The organism is Afipia sp. GW822-FHT03D08 (assembly GCF_058801645.1).
The window spans coordinates 605,051-621,662 of the sequence record NZ_JBXANK010000003.1 but is presented as its reverse complement, the minus strand read 5'-3'; the positions used below and the strand labels follow the sequence as shown (position 1 = coordinate 621,662).

Genomic DNA, 16,612 nt, shown 5'->3' with positions numbered 1-16,612 from the left:
TGTCCTTCGTCAAAATCAGTTCCGAAATCCCGACGCCGTCATGGCCGGATTATCCGGCGATCCACGTCCAGCAAACCATCAAGAAAGTCGTCATGCCCGCGTCAAGAGCCCGGGCACGACGATGTGCGGCATTCTGAATATCATGACATTTCGAGATAACGCATGTAACAAAAGGTTATGACGTCGTTCGTGCTCGCGCATCTGTCCGATCCGCATCTCGGCCCGATGCCGCGGCCGCGTCTGCGCGAACTCGTGGGCAAGCGCGCGATCGGCTATCTCAACTGGCGGCGCAAGCGGCACATGGTCCACCGGCGCGAAGTGCTCGGCGAACTCGTCGCCGACATGCACGCGCAGCAGCCGGACCACATCGCCGTCACCGGCGACCTCGTTAACATCGCGCTGCCGCTGGAATTTGCCGAAGCCCACAGATGGCTCACGAGCGTCGGTACGCCGGAGGATGTGTCGCTGGTGCCGGGCAATCACGACGCCTATGTGCGCGGCATCCGCGACCATTTTCCGCAAGCCTGGGCGGACTATCTTCGCGGCGACGGCGCAGCGAAGAACAGCGAAGCGACATTCCCCTATCTGCGGCGGCGCGGCCCGCTTGCGCTGATCGGCGTGTCCACTGCTGTTCCCACAGCACCCTTCATGGCGACCGGGCGGCTCGGGCAGCAGCAGCGGAGCGATCTCGAGAAGCTGCTGCCGAAGCTTGCTTCCGAGAAGCTGTTTCGCGTGCTGATGATCCACCATCCGCCGGTGACAACGCCGGGCCGCTGGGCGGCGCGATTGCGCGATTCCGATGAACTGCTGGGTCTGGTTGCGCGCCACGGCGTCGAACTCGTGCTGCACGGACACGATCACCGCCATGCCACCGTCTGGCTCGACGGACCGCGCGGACGGATTCCCGCGATCGGCGTGCCGTCCGCCTCCGCAATGGCGCACGGGCACAATCATCCCGCCGCCTACAATCTGTTTTCAATCGAACGAAACGGCGATGCGTGGCGCTGCCAGCATCGCGTGCGCGGTTTCGCCGACGGCATGATGCTCGGCGAGATCAAGGATGAGAAACTGATCTAGATTCCGCGCAGCGCCATCACCAGAGCGAAGCCGAACAGCGCGGCGAGACCTGCGGCGAATCCGAACGCGAAGGTCCAGACAGCACTGCGGCGCTTCGCCGGGATAGCGGCAGCCGTCACGGGTGCGGGAGCCGGCGTCACCACCATCGCGTGCTCGCGTTCGATCAGGCGGCGCGCGATATAATCCGTCACCGCGTCGACCATCACCGGGATGTCGTGCGACTCGGCGATCACAATGCGCCCGAAGCGGGTGTCCTGCACGAAGCGGTAGATGCGCTTGTCGCGGCCCATCGCGATATGCGCGACGGCGTCGATCCACAGCCGCGGCGTGTCGCCCTGGCTGATGCCGCGATCGAACAGATCGACCCCAGCCGGAATCTCGGAGAACAGCGAATCGAGCGCGTCGTTGAGAATTTCCAGCCGGGCGACTTCGGCGTCGCGCAGATCCACAACGACGCTGGTGCGGTCGGCGGCCTCGATGCGTGCCTTCCGCAGGGCGTCGCGCAGCCGGAACGGGTTCAGTTTGCCGGCTGAATCGCTCGGGACGCTCTGTTCCGCCATGACCTGAAAACCTTAGGGTTCGATAGGTTTGTTTCGACACCCTTAATCTATCAGTAACCCTGTTCCCGCGCCAAGGCCTCGGGCCGTTTCGCGCGTGGTTTCATGGCGTTGTTCATGTCCCAAAATGAAAACGGCCCCGTCCGGAAGCGGAACAGGGCCGTAAATTGGGGCGGGCGACGCACCCCGCCCGGGAGTTGTCGGTGTCAGGTATTCGAGCGGTTCGGCTCTTCCACGATGGAAAAGCGAACGCTGCCGCGATGACGGTTCTCTTCGGAGACGACACGCCAGGCGTCCTCGGCTTCCTTCCGGGTCTTGAAGGGGCCCTGAACCTGTGCCGAGCCCGCCACGAGTTTGTGGAAGTTCATCGAGCCGAACTCTCCGCCGATCACCCAGAAAATGCTGCCGCCGCTCATGTGAGTCTCCGTTCGTTAGCTTGAGCGCACCAGACTGTTTTTGGGAGCATGTTTCGGAAACCGATCGGCTTCCAGTCATGCCCGGCATTTCAGCCGCTGCGCTTCTCGTCGTGTACTGATCTGAACACTATCTAATCACGTCGGCGGCTTTTGTAATGGAAATTTTGCAATAATCCAGTGCGGCGGTTCGCGGGTCCGCGTCATCGCCACAGAAAGTACTGCAAAATAAGGCGAACTTCGCGCTCAAGAGACCGTCGCGCGATGAACTCTCAATCGGACGAAAATCCGAACGGAACGCTGAGCCGCCGGTAATCGTCAGGCAACAGTTCGCGGCCGATCGGAAGTTCGGATCGCGCGGCGCATGTCGGACGATGACAGACGCGGCACGCGACGCCAATCGGCGTCGGCGCGTCAGCGCGGGGCCCGGAGTCATCGCTGGTATAAATCAGCTTTTCCGCATGTTCAGCCGCGCATCCGATGGCGATGGCGCGCTCCACACGCGGCGCGCCGAACGAGCCGCCGCCGGCGGTGACGGTTCGGGCAATGGAAAAAAAGCGCTGGCCGTCAGGCAATTCCAGCCACTGCGTCACAATCTGGCGCGGGGTCTTGAACACCCCGTGCACCGACCACAGCGGACACGCGCCGCCGTGCTTTGCAAAGGGAAAGCCGGCGCCGTCGAGCAGCTTGGAAATATTGCCTGCCGGATCGACGCGGATCAGAAAGAACGGAACCTTCTCGGAGCCCGGCCGCTGCAATGTCGTGATGCGGTGCGCGGTCTGCTCGAAACTGGTTCCGAACTGGCGCGCCAGCGCTTCCATATCGTAGCGGCGCGCCTCCGCGGCTTTCACGAATGCGGAATACGGCATGATGAGCGCCGCCGCGGCGTAACTCGCGAGCGACCGGTGCGCCAGGAGTTCGCCGCTCTTGGTGGTGAACTGGCCGGCTTTCAACGCTGCACCGATCTCATCTTCGAATTCGAGATAGGCGAGTTGCTGAGCCAACTGGAAGTTGAAGCTCGCGGTGTCGAGCGAGTCATCGAACAGGATTTCCTTGCGGTGACGATCCAGCCGCCGCACCGAGCCGAGCATGACATTGGGCGGCAAATGGCGGACGCGGAGATTATGCCGCGAGCGCAGCCGCTCGATCAGCCAGGCCTGATCCGCCGGCCCCTGAAGAATGCGCTCTGCCGCATCGTCAATATCCGCGAAGTTATTTCGGCGCGCGGCCAGAAACCGCCGGACTTCCGCGACCGGATCGTTGGCATCCAAACCGCCAGGCCCTGAGCGCGATGCAGCCCCTGTCAGGCCGGGGCTCCTGCGATCGGCCAGTGCGAGCTGTTCCTCGCGGTAGGCCGTGTAGAGCCGCAGGAATGCTTCCGCCAATCCGGGATAGCCGATGGCGATATCGCTGATTTCAAGCGGCGGAATATCGATGTCGGCAAACATCGGCTCTTTCAGAACCGCCTGCATCCGCGCGGTATGATCGGCGCCGCCGTCGCCCGCGAGATCGGCGAGGTCGATCTTGTAGGTACGGGCAAGGCGCAGCAGCATATCCGCCGTGACCGGCCGCTGATTGCGCTCCAGAAGCGCCACATAAGGCGCGGAAATGTCCAGATCCGCCGCCATGTCGGCCTGGGTCAGCCCCAGATCGCGCCGCAGCCGCCGCAGCCGCGGACCCATGAAAACCGAGCGGATTGTGGCTGTTGCCATCGGAATCGTCCTACTGACTTACCTCTATTGTAAACTAATTACAGCATTACAACAAAAGTTTGTAAAGTCTGACAAGCTATCTTCAATCCCTCTAGCGAATGGCCGCGCAATGGGTTGAAACAGGGACAACTTCACAAGGGAACACCACCATGAATTATCAATCGCGCGGAATCTCCGACCAGGCAATTCAAGGCCCGTCTTCCTACAAGGCGGAACTCACTGCGGCTGAGGCCCTCCTCAAGGACCATCCGGCCTGGAACGGCGTGACCGCCGAGGCGGTTGCCCGCATGCGCCTGCAGAACCGTTTCAAGACCGGCCTCGACATCGCCCGCTACACCGCCGACGTGATGCGCGCGGATATGGCGGCGTACGACGCTGATCCGACCAAATACACCCAGTCGCTGGGTTGCTGGCACGGCTTCATCGCCCAGCAGAAGCTGATCTCGATCAAGAAGCACTTCGGTGGCAAGACCGACCGCCGTTACCTCTACCTGTCGGGCTGGATGATCGCAGCGCTGCGCTCCGAATTCGGACCGCTGCCGGATCAGTCGATGCACGAGAAGACCTCGGTGCCGGCGCTGATCGAAGAACTCTACACGTTCCTGCGTCAGGCCGACGCGCGTGAACTGAACGACATCTTCCGTGAGCTCGACGCTGCCCGTAAGGCTGGCGACAAGGCCAAGGAAGCTGCGCTGATCGACAAGATCGACAACTTCCAGACCCACGTCGTGCCGGTGATCGCCGACATCGACGCAGGCTTCGGCAACGCCGAGGCAACCTATCTGCTCGCCAAGAAGATGATCGAGGCAGGCGCTTGCGCCCTGCAGATCGAAAACCAGGTGTCGGACGAAAAGCAGTGCGGCCATCAGGACGGCAAGGTCACCGTGCCGCACGAGGTCTTCATCGCGAAGATCCGCGCCTGCCGCCATGCGTTCCTCGAACTCGGCGTGGACAACGGCATCATCGTGACCCGCACCGACTCGCTCGGTGCCGGCCTCACCCAGCAGATCGCCGTCAGCCACAAGCCGGGCGATCTCGGCGACCAGTACAACAGCTTCCTCGACTGCGACGAAGTTGACGCATCCAACGTCGGCAACGGCGACGTGATCATCAGCCGCAACGGCAAGCTGTTGCGTCCGAAGCGCCTGCCGAGCAACCTGTACCAGTTCCGCTCCGGCACCGGCGTCGATCGCTGCGTTCTCGACAGCATCACCTCGCTGCAGCACGGCGCTGACCTGCTGTGGATCGAAACCGAGCGTCCGAACATCGCGCAGATCGCCGAAATGGTCGATCGCATCCGCGAGGTGATCCCGAACGCGAAGCTGGCCTACAACAACTCGCCGTCGTTCAACTGGACGCTGAACTTCCGCTGGCAGGTGTTCGACGAGTGGAAGGCGGCCGGCAAGGACGTCAGCAAGTACAACCGCGCCGACCTGATGAAGGTGGAGTATGACGACACGCCGCTGGCGATCGAAGCCGACAAGCTGATCCGCACCTTCCAGGCGGATTCGGCCAAGCGCGCCGGCATCTTCCACCACCTGATCACGCTGCCGACCTATCACACGGCTGCGCTGTCGACCGACAACCTCTCGAAGGAATACTTCGGCGACCAGGGCATGCTCGGCTACGTGAAGAACGTTCAGCGTGCGGAAATCCGCCAGGGTATCGCCTGCGCGAAGCACCAGAACATGGCCGGCTCCGACATCGGCGACGACCACAAAGAATACTTCGCTGGCGAAGCGGCCCTCAAGGCCGGTGGCGCTCACAACACAATGAACCAGTTCGGCTAAACGAACGGCTCGACACAATCAACAACGAAATGCCCGGCCTCAAAGCCGGGCATTTTCTTTTGCGGAAGCTGGGTGCCGCGTGTCGCTCTTGCGTTCGGCCACGCCAGGGAATTGTAAACAACATCCAATTCGTCATTGCCGGGCTTGACCCGGCAATCCATCGCAGCACAAATCGACGAAGATTTTAGATGGATGGCCGGGTCAAGCCCGGCCATGACATTCAGGGGAAACTCTCATGCTGCGCTTTCCTTCCATGTTTGGCGTTCTGCTTGTCGGCGCTGCTGCGTTCGCCTCCCCCGCCCACGCCCAATCCGGCGCACGCTGCCATGGCGGCCAGAGCTTCGATCAGTTTCTGGCCCAATTGAAGCAGGACGCGGTCGCCGCCGGCGTGTCGCAGCGCGCGATTGCCGCCGCCTCGCCCTACATGGTCTACGATCAGGGCATCGTGAACCGCGACAGGGGCCAGCGCGTGTTCGGCCAGATCTTCACCGAGTTCTCCGGCCGCATGGCATCCGAAGGCCGCAGGGTCAAAGGCCAGCAACTGATCCAGACCTACGCGCAGGCCTTTGCGCGCGCCGAAAAAGAATACGGCGTGCCGCCTGCGGTGATCACGGCATTCTGGGCGCTGGAGAGCGACTTCGGCGCAGTGCAGGGCAAGCTGCCGACGCTGCGCTCGCTGGTGTCGCTGGCCTATGACTGCCGCCGCTCCGAGATGTTCCGGCAGGAGACCATCGCCGCGCTGAAGATCATCGACCGCGGCGATCTTTCGCCCTCAGAGATGATCGGCTCATGGGCCGGCGAGCTCGGCCAGACCCAATTCCTGCCGCGCCACTACTTCGATTACGCCGTGGACTACGACGGCGACGGTCATCGCAACATGCTGCGCAGTGCGCCGGACGTGATCGGCTCGACCGCGAACTACATCGCGAACGGATTGAAATGGCGGCGCGGTGAACCGTGGCTGCAGGAAATCCGCGTGCCCGCGAACCTGCCGTGGGATCAGGCCGATCTCACCATCAAGCATCCACGCTCGAAATGGGCGGCTTGGGGCGTGACCTATGCCGACGGGCGTCCGCTGCCGAAGGACGAACTGCCCGCTTCCGTGCTGCTGCCGATGGGCCGCACTGGGCCGGCGTTTCTCGCCTATCCGAATTTCGCCGCCTACACCGAGTGGAATAACTCGCTGATCTATTCGACCACGGCGGGCTATCTCGCCACCCGCATTGCAGGCGCAGGTCCGATGCGAAAACCTGCAACGCCGGTTGCGCAACTGCCGTTCAACGAGATCAAGGAATTGCAGCAACTGCTCGCGCGGCAGGGCCACAACGTCGGCAAGATCGACGGCATTCTCGGCCAGCAAAGCCGCATCGCGATCAAGACCATGCAGGTCAAGTACGGCCTCCCGGCCGATTCATGGCCGACCGCCGAATTGCTGGCGCGCATGCGTGGCGGCTGATTGTCAACTGCCGGCACCTTGTAAGCGCAAAGAGAACATCTACATCGGGCCAGTCTGCTTCACGGCAAGATTTTCCCCGAAAGGTCCCCCATGTCATTCTATGACGGCTCCGTTCCGGTCTTTGTCCACACACTGACGGCCATGTCTGCATTTCTCGCCAAGGCCGAAGGCTTTGCGAAGGAAAAATCAATCGATCCCGATGTTTTGCTGAACGCACGGCTGCACCCGACCATGTATCCGCTCAAGCGGCAGGTGATGGCGGCGTGCGATGCCGCGGTGCGCGCATCTGCACGCTTCGCGCAGCTTGAACTTCCGTCATTCCCCGACACCGAGAATACATTCGCCGAGTTGCAGACACGAATCGAGAAGGTCCTTAGCAACATCAAGACGATCGAGCCGTCGAAATTCGAGGGCGCAGGGACGCGCGAGATTACGTTTCCTTCGGGACCCGGCACGACGCGAACGGTGACTGGCCAGGAATATCTCAACCACATGGCGCTGCCGAACTTCTTCTTTCACTGCACGACCGCTTACGACATCCTGCGCCACAACGGCGTTGAACTCGGCAAGCGCGACTTCCTCGGCGCGTAAGGATTATGAAGAAAGCAGCGTAACGCTGCTTTCTTTCGTCCCGTCGACGGCGTGAAGACGATTTGCATCGCCTTGCCTCCAAGGTGAGGGAAATTATTCTTCGCGGCGCGCGCCTGTGTTTTAAACACGGAACACATGACTGCCATTCAGCCCGCCTGAATCAGCACTTTTCAACCGGCCGAGACTTGCGTTTTCAGAGCCGGAATACTTACATGCACCTGCATTGAAGTCACCCTCAGGAAAAGCAGCCATGTCCGTTTCCAAACTCTTCGATCCCTACAAGCTCGGCGCCGTCACCCTTTCGAACCGCGCCGTCATGGCTCCGCTGACGCGCAACCGCGCTGTCGCGGGCTTCGTTCCCAATCCGCTTGCCATCGAGTACTACGGACAGCGCGCCTCCGCCGGACTGCTCATCACCGAAGCGAGCCAGGTCTCGCAGCAGGGCCAGGGCTATCAGGACACGCCCGGCATCTACACCAAGGAGCAGGTTGCGGGCTGGCGCAAGGTTACGGACCATGTTCATGAACGCGGCGGCCACATCTACATCCAGCTCTGGCATGTGGGACGTATTTCCCACACCACCTTGCAGGAGAACGGCGGCGCGCCGGTTGCGCCCTCTGCGATCCGCGCCAATACCAAGACCTTTGTCGGCGGCTCATTCGCCGACGTCTCCGAGCCCCGTGCGCTCGAACTCGGCGAAATACCCGGCATCATCGACAGCTTCAAGCGCGCATCGGCCAACGCACTCGAAGCCGGATTCGACGGCGTCGAAATTCATGGCGCGAACGGCTATCTGCTCGACCAGTTCGCCAAGGACGGCAGCAACAAGCGCACGGACGCCTACGGCGGCCCGATCGAGAATCGTGCGCGCCTGATGATCGAGGTGGCACAGGCCGTCGCCGCCGAAGCCGGCGCCGACCGCACCGGCATCCGCATCTCGCCGGTGACGCCCGCCAACGATGTATCCGACAGCAATCCTCAGCCGCTGTTCGACCACATCGTCGACCAGATCAATGCGCTGAAGCTCATCTACATCCATGTCATTGAAGGCGCGACCGGCGGTCCACGCGACAACGCACCGTTCGACTATGACAGCCTGCGCAAGCGCTTCAGCGGCACCTACATCGCCAACAACGGCTATAACTTCAAGCTGGCGACCGAAGTGCTGGACAAGAACAAGGCCGACCTGATCGCATTCGGCAAGCCGTTTATTTCGAATCCCGATCTCGTCGAGCGGCTGAAGCTGGGCGCGCCGCTGAACGATTTCGACAAGGCGACGTTCTACGGCGGCGGCGCGAAGGGCTACACCGACTATCCGGTGCTCGGCCGTCAGGCCGCGGCGGAATAACGCGCTCACGCGTATCTTGAATCAAGAAGGCCGGATTGCACTCCGGCCTTCTTTCGTTCTGGGAAGAGTTTATGCAGGAAGCGGATCGAGTTGCCCGGCAAGAAACCGCGTCGCGGCGCGTTCAGCTTCGCGCGCGTTCTTGAAAACGCGGCCATCGAGCGGATTGAACTTATGCACCGCCGCGAAGAAGCGAAAACCCGACTTCTCGCGAACAACGATACCCGCGGCTTCCGAACTGACTTCGATGATGTAGGTGTCCGACATGTTCTATCCCGTGCCCCGTCCTTAGGGTTTCTCACGCGCTATAACCCCGAAGGACTGAAAAGGTTTCAGCCCCTTGAAGCCTTCAACACACCGCCTCTTTCCGACTCATACCGATCTGGTATGCACATCCCGGGCCAACAGCAGAGAGCCTGTATTCAGCCCGAAATGACCGGAAAACAAACGGTGAGTGACTCCCGCGTGTGCAGTGCGCCGAACCTGTAGGCGCTTCGCGCGACAGTTTTATAACTGAAATGCATAGGCCGGAAGATCGTCGGGGACAGCGCGACAAAATAGCAATGCCGGCTCCGTGCAGCGCAACAAAACGGGACGAACGCATTCGTACAACCGTCACAGTTGCGAAAAATTACCTAACGTCTTGAGGAAGAATCCCTCGTCAGACGCTGACGGATGGAGAACGCTGCCCGATGGGTTGCGGACGGCCCTCGTCATCGATAGCGACGTAGGTGTAGTTCCCGTCGGTCACGAGAATCAGTTGCGATTCCTTCCGGCGTTGCACCCACGCCTCGATATGGACGGTGATCGAGGTGCGGCCGAGCCGAACCGTGGTGCAAAAAACCGAAACCACATCGCCGACATTGACCGGCTTGCGGAAGGTCATAGCTTCAATCGCAACCGTGACGGCGCGGCTCTTCGAAACCTTGGACGCAAAAATGCCGCCCGCAATATCCATCTGGCTGAGCAGCCAGCCGCCGAAGATATCGCCGTTCTGGTTGGTGTCCGCAGGCATCGCCATGGTGCGAATGGAGAGTTCGCCCTCTGGCGCGGCTGGGGCGGGCGCGGCGTGAACGGGCGTGTCTGCCATCGATGAAATCCGTCAAATGAAGCTGAACGAAAATATGTATCAGGCGAACGTATCCCACCCGGCGTCCGGTTTAAAGCGATCGCCGAACTTCGCTTCCAGCGCCTTCAGCGCCGCGACAACGTTCGCGGCGCCACGGGTGCGTGCATAGTTCAGCGGACCGCCACGGAACGGCGCATATCCCGTGCCGAAGATCATGGCGCCGTCCACCACATCGCCATTCTCCACGATACCTTCGCGCAGACAGGCCACGCAGACATTCGACATCGGCAGGATGAGGCGGTCGATCATCTCCTCGGTGGGCTGCACCGGCGACGGCAGCTTCACCGCCTTGCCGTCCTTCCACTCGTAGAAACCCTTGCCGGTCTTGCGGCCGAGTTCGCCCTTCTTCACCTTCTCGCGCAGCCAGTCCGGCGCTGGCGGGAGCGCGGCTTCGCCGAACTTCGAGCGTAGCATGTCGCCCACCGCGAGACAGATATCGAGCCCGACCTGATCGGCCAACTCAATGGGCCCCATCGGCATGCCGAACTTCTCGGCAGCAGCATCGATGACCGCCTTGTCGACCTTCTCGTCGAGCATCACTATCGCTTCCAGCATGTACGGCGTCAGCGCGCGATTGACGAGGAAGCCTGGCGAACTTTTCACCGGCAGCGGCAGGCGATCGATGGCGCCGACAAACTTCAAAGCCGTCGCCAGCGCCTGCGGGTCGGCCTCATCGTGGCTCACGACTTCAACCAGTTGCAGGCGGGATACCGGATTGAAAAAGTGCAGGCCAAGAAGGTGTCTGGGGTTCTTCAGCGTGGTGCGCAGATCCTGCAATGGAATGCTGGAGGTGTTGGTGGCAAGGATCGCGCCGGCTTTCATCACAGGCTCGAGCCCGGCATAGACCTTCTGTTTCAGTTCGAGCTTTTCCGGCACCGCCTCAATGATCAGATCGGCGTTGCGCACGCCTTCCCCGGTCATATCCGGCATCAACCGGTCGAGCGCATCGCGCAGATCGGTCTTCTTGCGGATGATCTTGCCGAACAGGTCCGCCGCCCGCTTGATCGCGCCGGCGATCGGTTCGGCCTTCATGTCGGCCAGCGTCACGCGCAGGCCCTGATAGGCGCACCACGCGGCGATATCGCCGCCCATCGCACCCGCGCCGATGACATGAACATGCTTCACGGCGTTGCGGCCATCGGCGAGCTTCTTCATCTGCTCGCGCAGGAAGAACACGCGGATCAGATTCTGCGCGGTCGGCGTCACCATCAGATTGGCGAACGAGACCTGCTCCGCCGCCAGCATCGCCTTGCGATCGCCGCCGTGCTTTTCCCACAGATCGATCAGCGCGTAAGGCGCGGGATAATGATCCTTCGGCGCGGTCTTCGCGGCCTCGCCGCGCATCCTGTTGGCAAGAAGGCCGCGCACCGGGCCTAGATTCATCGCCTGCGCAAGCAGGCCTTGCCTGTGCGGCCGCAGCCGCCCGAAGATCGCGTCCTTCACGGCATTTCGGACATGCCGCTCCTGCGTCACCGCATCGGCCAGGCCCAGCGACTTCGCCTTGCGCGCGTCGATGGTCTTGCCGGTCAGCATCATCGTCATCGCCTCAAGCGGACTGACGAGATGGGTGAAGCGCGCGGTGCCGCCAAGCCCCGGATGCAGGCCGAGCATCACCTCGGGAAATCCGAAGCGGGCGTTGTCGATGGCGATGCGCGTGTTGCACGCCAGCGCCACTTCGAGGCCGCCGCCGAGACAGAAGCCGTGGATCACCGCGACGCTTGGAACCTTGAGCGCTTCCAGCCGGTCGACCACCGCATGGGCACGCGCCATCGGGGTTTCGACCTCGCGCGGATCGGTCACGCCGCGAAATTCGTTGACGTCGGCGCCTGCGATGAAGCCCGACGGCTTCGCCGAGCGAATGACAAGGCCGGCCGGGCGATCCTGCTCCAGCGCGGCAATGACGGTCTCGAACTCTTCGAGCACGCTCGCAGACAGCGTGTTGGCGCTGGCGCCTTCGCGGTCGAACAGCAGCCAGGCGATACCGTCGCTGTCGCGCGTCAGTTTGAAGTTCCTGTACGGTCCAGCCTGCGGCTCCGGTCCGAGTTCGAGGACGCGGTCTTTGAGAACATCCATGATGCGTGAGTCCATGTCCGTTCCCTTACACTGTCTCGATCAGCATCGCGCCGCCAAGGCCGCCGCCGATGCATTCGGTGGCGATGCCGCGCCGGGTGCCGAGCCGCTTCATCGCGTTGACCAGATGGAGCACGATGCGGTTGCCGCTGGTGCCGACCGGATGCCCGAGGCTGATCGCGCCGCCGTCGACGTTAAGCTTTGTGCGGTCGATCTCGCCCGCCGCGCCGTCGAGACCGAGCACCTCGCGGCAGAACTTATCGTCGTTCCATGCCGCCAGACACGCCAGCACCTGTGAGGCAAACGCCTCGTTGATTTCCCAGGTCTCGATGTCCTGCAATTTGAGCTTGTTGCGCTTCATGAGCTCGGCCGATGACAGCACCGGGCCGAAACCCATGATGCTCGGATCCAGCCCCGCCCACTGGCTGTCGACGATGATCGCCTTCGGCTTGAGGCCGTATTTGTTGACGGCGTCCTCGGACGCCAGAATGGTCCAGCATGCGCCATCGGTGATCTGGGACGAATTGCCCGGCGTCACCTGTCCCCATGGCCGCTCGAAGGCGGGCTTCAGTCTTGCCAGCTTGTCCATCGACGAATCGGGCCGCACGCCGTCGTCATGGTCGTAGAACTTGCCGTCGCGCGCGAACGAGGTCTCGACCTCGCCTTTCAGGAATCCCTGCTCCTGCGCATTCGCCAACCGCCGGTGACTTTCCACAGCGTAGGCATCGGCCTGCTCGCGCGTCACGCCCATCAGATGCGCGACGACTTCGGCGGTCTGGCCCATGTTGAGATCGGTGATCGGATCGGTCAATCCGCGTTCAAGACCGATGATCGGCTTGAAGTCCGAAGGCCGCGCCTTCAGAAACGCTGCCGCCTTCGACAGCGTGTCCTTGGCGCCCGCAAATTTCGCGAACCAGCGCACGCCGGATTGCGGAAAAACCAGCGGCGCGTAGCTCAGCGCTTCCGCGCCGCCCGCCAGGATCATGTCGGCCTTGCCAGCCTCGATATAGCGGTACGCCGTGTCGATCGACTGCATGCCGGAGCCGCAATTGATCTGCACGGTGAACGCTACCATGCGCTCGCCCATGCCGAGGCGAAGCGCCGCGACGCGCGCCGGATTCATCTCGTCGGCGATGACATTGACGCAGCCGAGAATGACCTGATCGAACGCATTTGGCGCAAAAGGTTGCCGCGCCAGCAAGGGCCGCCCGGCCTGAACTGCGAGATCGACCGGGGTGAATGGCCCCGGCCCGCCTTGTGCCTTCAGGAACGGCGTGCGTGCGCCGTCAACGATATAAACCGGTCGCGCCATCAGCTTGCCGCCCGGTCCGGCGTGGTTTGCTTCGCCTCGGTCCGCTTGTGATAGATCGGCGACAGCGCTTCGGGTGCGAAGTCGTCGACCTCGATCACCAGCGCGACCGCATCGTGCGCAGCCTTGAGCTTTGCGCCTTCGTCGGCGGTGATGACACCTTTCTTCACGGCTTCGCTCCAGTCTCGGATTTTTGCGGCGTGCATTTTCTTCTCGATCGGCTCGTTGGCGGTGACCAGCAGGAACGCACGCTCCAGCCGCGCCAGCGGACCATCGTCGTTGCCATGATAGAGGCCCGCGGTCAGCCGGTCGCGCACCGCACCCGGCGCAAGGATCATTTGCGCGCAGTGGTGCACAACTTTATCCGACGGTCCGAGCGGATTGGCGCCGAGCGGCTGGATCAGGAATTTGAGGATCACGCCCACAAAGCGGTTCGGCAGGTTGGCGATCACCTCCGCAAGACGGCTCTCGATGGTGCGGATGCCGTTCGCCATCACCCATTGGAGCGCGGGGAAGTCGGCGTCCTGACGGCCCTCGTCCTCCCAGCGTTTCAATGCCGCCGAGAGCAGATACAGTTCGGAGAGAATGTCGCCGAGCCTTGCCGACAGCATTTCCTTGCGCTTGAGCGCACCGCCGAGCGTCAGCAGCGCCATGTCAGAGCACAGCGCAAACGCTGCCGAATAACGCGAGAGCTGGCGGTAGTAACCGGTCGCGGCGCCAGCCTCGGGCGCCGGGGCAAACGCGCCGCCGGTCCAGCTCCGGCCCCAGGCGCGGAATGTATTGGTGATGGCGTGGCCGACATGCTTCCAGAACGACGCGTCGAAATCGGCGAGACCCTTCTTCCGGTCGGGATCGCCGATCGCATTCATTTCGCTAAGCAGATAGGGGTGCGCGCGCACCGATCCCTGCCCGAACACAATGAGATTGCGTGTCAGGATGTTTGCGCCCTCCACCGTGATGGCGACCGGCACCGATCGGTAGAGATTGCCCATGTAGTTCTGCGGCCCGTCGATCACGGCCTTGCCGCCATGAATGTCCATCGCATCATCCACCGTGATGCGCAGCCGCTCGGTGGCGTGCAGCTTCATGATGCCCGACACGACAGCCGGATGAATGCCCTGATTGAGCGCGGCGCAGGTTAGCCGTCGTGCGGCGTCGAGCTGGTAGGCCGTGCCCGCGATGCGCGCCAGCGGCTCCTCGATACCCTCGAACTTTCCGATCGGCACATGGAATTGCTCGCGGATGCGCGCATAGGCCCCCGTGGCGCGCGCGCAGTACGCCGCGCCTGCGGAGGATTGCGACGGCAGAGAGATGCCGCGGCCCGCGGCCAGCGCTGTCATCAGCATCTTCCAGCCCTGTCCGATGCGCTCCTGTCCGCCGATGATGAAGTCCATCGGAATGAAAACGTCCTTGCCCCAGTTCGGACCGTTCTGGAACACCTGCATTGCCGGCAGATGGCGATGACCGATGCTGACGCCGGGCAGGTCAGTCGGAATCAGCGCAACCGTGATGCCGAGTTCTTCCTCGCTGCCGATCAGATGATCTGGATCGTAGGCCTTGAACGCAAGACCAAGCAGCGTCGCCACCGGGCCAAGGGTGATGTAGCGCTTGTGCCAGTTCAGCCGCAGGCCGAGTGTCTCCTTGCCGTTGAACGTGCCCTTACAGATGATGCCGGTGTCGATCATCGACGCGGCGTCGGAGCCGGCCTCCGGGCTGGTCAGCCCGAAGCAGGGAATCTCGCGGCCTTCCGCAAGACCGGGCAGCCACCTGTCACGCTGCTCCTTGGTGCCGAAGTGCATCAGCAGTTCACCCGGCCCGAGCGAGTTGGGCACCATCACCGTGACCGCCGCCGTCACCGACCGCGACGAAATTTTCCGAACCACTTCCGAATGCGCATAGGGCGAGAAGCCGAGGCCGCCATAGTCCTTCGGGATAATCATGCCGAGGAATTTGTTGCGCTTGATGAACTCCCAGACTTCGGGCGGCAGGTCGCGCCATTCCCAGTTCACCCTCCACTCGTCGACCATCTCGCAAAGCTGCTCGACCGGGCCGTTCAGGAAAGCCGTCTCTTCGTCGGTGAGCTTTGCCGGAGCGAAGGCCAGCAGCTTCGACCAGTCGGGATTGCCGGTGAACAGATCGGCATCCCACCAGACGTCGCCGGCCTCAAGCGCCTCGCGCTCGGTGTCGGACATCGGCGGCAGCGCCTTATGCGCCCACGCGAAGATCGGACGGGTGATGAGATCGCGGCGGAAGGAGAAGCTCATGGGACGATCCTTTTGTGGAAAGGCCAGCGTAACCACGGGACTGAAATGCTAGGGCATGAACCCGAAATGCGGGAGTGGATTTCGTTTAGATCATGCCTCATTCTAGCGGCGGCAGTGCTGAAAATAGCTTCGGCGGTGTGTCGCGTTTAAAGCGAAAGCCCCCAAAAATTCCTATGTTTCAATAACCTGCAGAGCGGCGCAGCGTTCCGCGCCGGCCTCCCGAACAATCGGAAAACGGTCAAAAATCACCAAGACTTGAGCCAAAACGCCGCTACCGCGGCCGGATCATCTCGAACATTATGTCGGGCCGGATCTGGGCGTAGTCGCCCATCCGTCCCGCGCGCAGGATCGGATAGGCCTCGGCAGTCTGATAGACGCCGTCCCTGATCAGGCTCTTGTCGATATGGACCGCGACAACTTCGCCGAAGGTGACCCAGGCGTCGGCTTTTTTTCCGTCAGCGCCCTCGAGCTGGATCATCTGGGTCAATTTGCACTCGAACGAGACGAGACTTTCGCCGACGCGTGGCACATCGACCTTGCGGCTCGGCGCCTTGGTCAGCCCGGAAATCGTAAATTCGTCGGTTTCGTGCGGCACGCTCGCCGACGTCATGTTCATCTGCTCGGCGACGTGCTTGGTCACCAGATTCCAGGTGAACTCCTTCGTCTCCTGAATATTGGAAACGCTGTCCTTCCAGCCGGTCGAGGAAAAGCCGATGATCGGCGGCACATAGCAGAAGGCGTTGAAGAAGCTGTAGGGCGCAAGATTGATGTGTCCCTTGGCATCCTTCGATGAAATCCAGCCGATCGGCCGGGGACCAACGATGGCATTGAAGGGATCGTGCCGGAGGCCGTGGCCTTTTGAGGGTTCGTAGTAGTGAAAATCAGCCATGACCTGCTTT

15 protein-coding genes are annotated in these 16,612 nt (G+C 62.1%); 5 read left to right on the top strand and 10 right to left on the bottom strand.

Annotated features, from left to right (window positions below; genetic code table 11):
* The first annotated feature begins 177 nt into the window (after positions 1 to 177).
* Positions 178 to 1,077: a metallophosphoesterase family protein gene (locus AC1RM7_RS22215; RefSeq protein ID WP_024919429.1), complete on the top strand. Its 900-nt coding sequence runs from the start codon at positions 178 to 180 to the stop codon at positions 1,075 to 1,077.
* On the opposite strand, the gene AC1RM7_RS22210 is transcribed toward AC1RM7_RS22215, so the two are convergent.
* The 3 genes from AC1RM7_RS22210 to AC1RM7_RS22200 form a co-directional block, all read right to left on the bottom strand.
* Positions 1,074 to 1,637, bottom strand: coding sequence for a hypothetical protein (locus AC1RM7_RS22210; RefSeq protein WP_024919430.1), 564 nt, complete (start codon positions 1,635 to 1,637; stop codon positions 1,074 to 1,076). The genes AC1RM7_RS22215 and AC1RM7_RS22210 overlap by 4 nt on opposite strands.
* A gap of 203 nt (positions 1,638 to 1,840) precedes the next feature.
* Positions 1,841 to 2,050: a DUF4170 domain-containing protein gene (locus AC1RM7_RS22205; protein ID WP_006018959.1), complete on the bottom strand. Its 210-nt coding sequence runs from the start codon at positions 2,048 to 2,050 to the stop codon at positions 1,841 to 1,843.
* Positions 2,051 to 2,319: 269 nt separating this feature from the next.
* Positions 2,320 to 3,759, bottom strand: coding sequence for a helix-turn-helix domain-containing protein (locus AC1RM7_RS22200; RefSeq protein WP_024919431.1), 1,440 nt, complete (start codon positions 3,757 to 3,759; stop codon positions 2,320 to 2,322).
* Positions 3,760 to 3,908: 149 nt separating this feature from the next.
* Between AC1RM7_RS22200 and AC1RM7_RS22195 the strand changes: the two genes are divergently transcribed.
* Positions 3,909 to 5,549, top strand: a complete 1,641-nt coding sequence (locus AC1RM7_RS22195; RefSeq protein ID WP_024919432.1) for an isocitrate lyase — start codon at positions 3,909 to 3,911, stop codon at positions 5,547 to 5,549.
* Here the strand turns inward: AC1RM7_RS22195 and AC1RM7_RS22190 are convergent.
* Complete coding sequence (locus AC1RM7_RS22190; RefSeq protein ID WP_192824434.1) at positions 5,546 to 5,764, bottom strand: hypothetical protein; 219 nt, start codon at positions 5,762 to 5,764, stop codon at positions 5,546 to 5,548. The two genes, AC1RM7_RS22195 and AC1RM7_RS22190, sit on opposite strands and share 4 nt — an antisense overlap.
* Positions 5,765 to 5,784: 20 nt before the next feature.
* On the opposite strand from AC1RM7_RS22190, the gene AC1RM7_RS22185 reads away from it, so the two are divergent.
* The 3 genes from AC1RM7_RS22185 (at position 5,785) to AC1RM7_RS22175 (ending at position 8,944) form a co-directional block, all read left to right on the top strand.
* On the top strand, positions 5,785 to 7,005 hold the full coding sequence (locus AC1RM7_RS22185) for a lytic murein transglycosylase (protein WP_024919433.1): 1,221 nt from the start codon (positions 5,785 to 5,787) through the stop codon (positions 7,003 to 7,005).
* Between the two features lie 90 nt (positions 7,006 to 7,095).
* The gene (locus AC1RM7_RS22180; RefSeq protein ID WP_024919434.1) at positions 7,096 to 7,596 is read left to right on the top strand and encodes a DUF1993 domain-containing protein; all 501 of its coding nucleotides are present in this window, start codon (positions 7,096 to 7,098) and stop codon (positions 7,594 to 7,596) included.
* A gap of 250 nt (positions 7,597 to 7,846) precedes the next feature.
* Positions 7,847 to 8,944, top strand: coding sequence for an alkene reductase (locus tag AC1RM7_RS22175; protein ID WP_024919435.1), 1,098 nt, complete (start codon positions 7,847 to 7,849; stop codon positions 8,942 to 8,944).
* A gap of 69 nt (positions 8,945 to 9,013) precedes the next feature.
* Here the strand turns inward: AC1RM7_RS22175 and AC1RM7_RS22170 are convergent, their stop codons facing one another.
* The 6 genes from AC1RM7_RS22170 to AC1RM7_RS22145 all read right to left on the bottom strand — a co-directional run bounded on the left by AC1RM7_RS22170 (position 9,014) and on the right by AC1RM7_RS22145 (position 16,602).
* Entirely contained in the window at positions 9,014 to 9,208 is a 195-nt protein-coding gene (locus AC1RM7_RS22170) for a hypothetical protein (protein WP_006018953.1), read from the bottom strand.
* A 394-nt stretch (positions 9,209 to 9,602) separates the two neighbouring features.
* Positions 9,603 to 10,031: an acyl-CoA thioesterase gene (locus tag AC1RM7_RS22165; RefSeq protein WP_006018952.1), complete on the bottom strand. Its 429-nt coding sequence runs from the start codon at positions 10,029 to 10,031 to the stop codon at positions 9,603 to 9,605.
* 39 nt (positions 10,032 to 10,070) lie between these two features.
* Positions 10,071 to 12,158: a 3-hydroxyacyl-CoA dehydrogenase NAD-binding domain-containing protein gene (locus tag AC1RM7_RS22160; RefSeq protein WP_024919436.1), complete on the bottom strand. Its 2,088-nt coding sequence runs from the start codon at positions 12,156 to 12,158 to the stop codon at positions 10,071 to 10,073.
* Positions 12,159 to 12,168: 10 nt separating this feature from the next.
* Complete coding sequence (locus AC1RM7_RS22155) at positions 12,169 to 13,452, bottom strand: acetyl-CoA C-acetyltransferase (RefSeq protein WP_006018949.1); 1,284 nt, start codon at positions 13,450 to 13,452, stop codon at positions 12,169 to 12,171.
* Positions 13,452 to 15,713 (bottom strand): acyl-CoA dehydrogenase, encoded by a 2,262-nt coding sequence (locus AC1RM7_RS22150; protein WP_024919437.1) that lies wholly within the window; start codon positions 15,711 to 15,713, stop codon positions 13,452 to 13,454. The genes AC1RM7_RS22155 and AC1RM7_RS22150 overlap by 1 nt, the downstream gene beginning before the upstream one ends.
* Positions 15,714 to 15,984: 271 nt before the next feature.
* Positions 15,985 to 16,602, bottom strand: coding sequence for a flavin reductase family protein (locus tag AC1RM7_RS22145; RefSeq protein WP_006018947.1), 618 nt, complete (start codon positions 16,600 to 16,602; stop codon positions 15,985 to 15,987).
* Between the last annotated feature and the right edge of the window lie 10 nt (positions 16,603 to 16,612).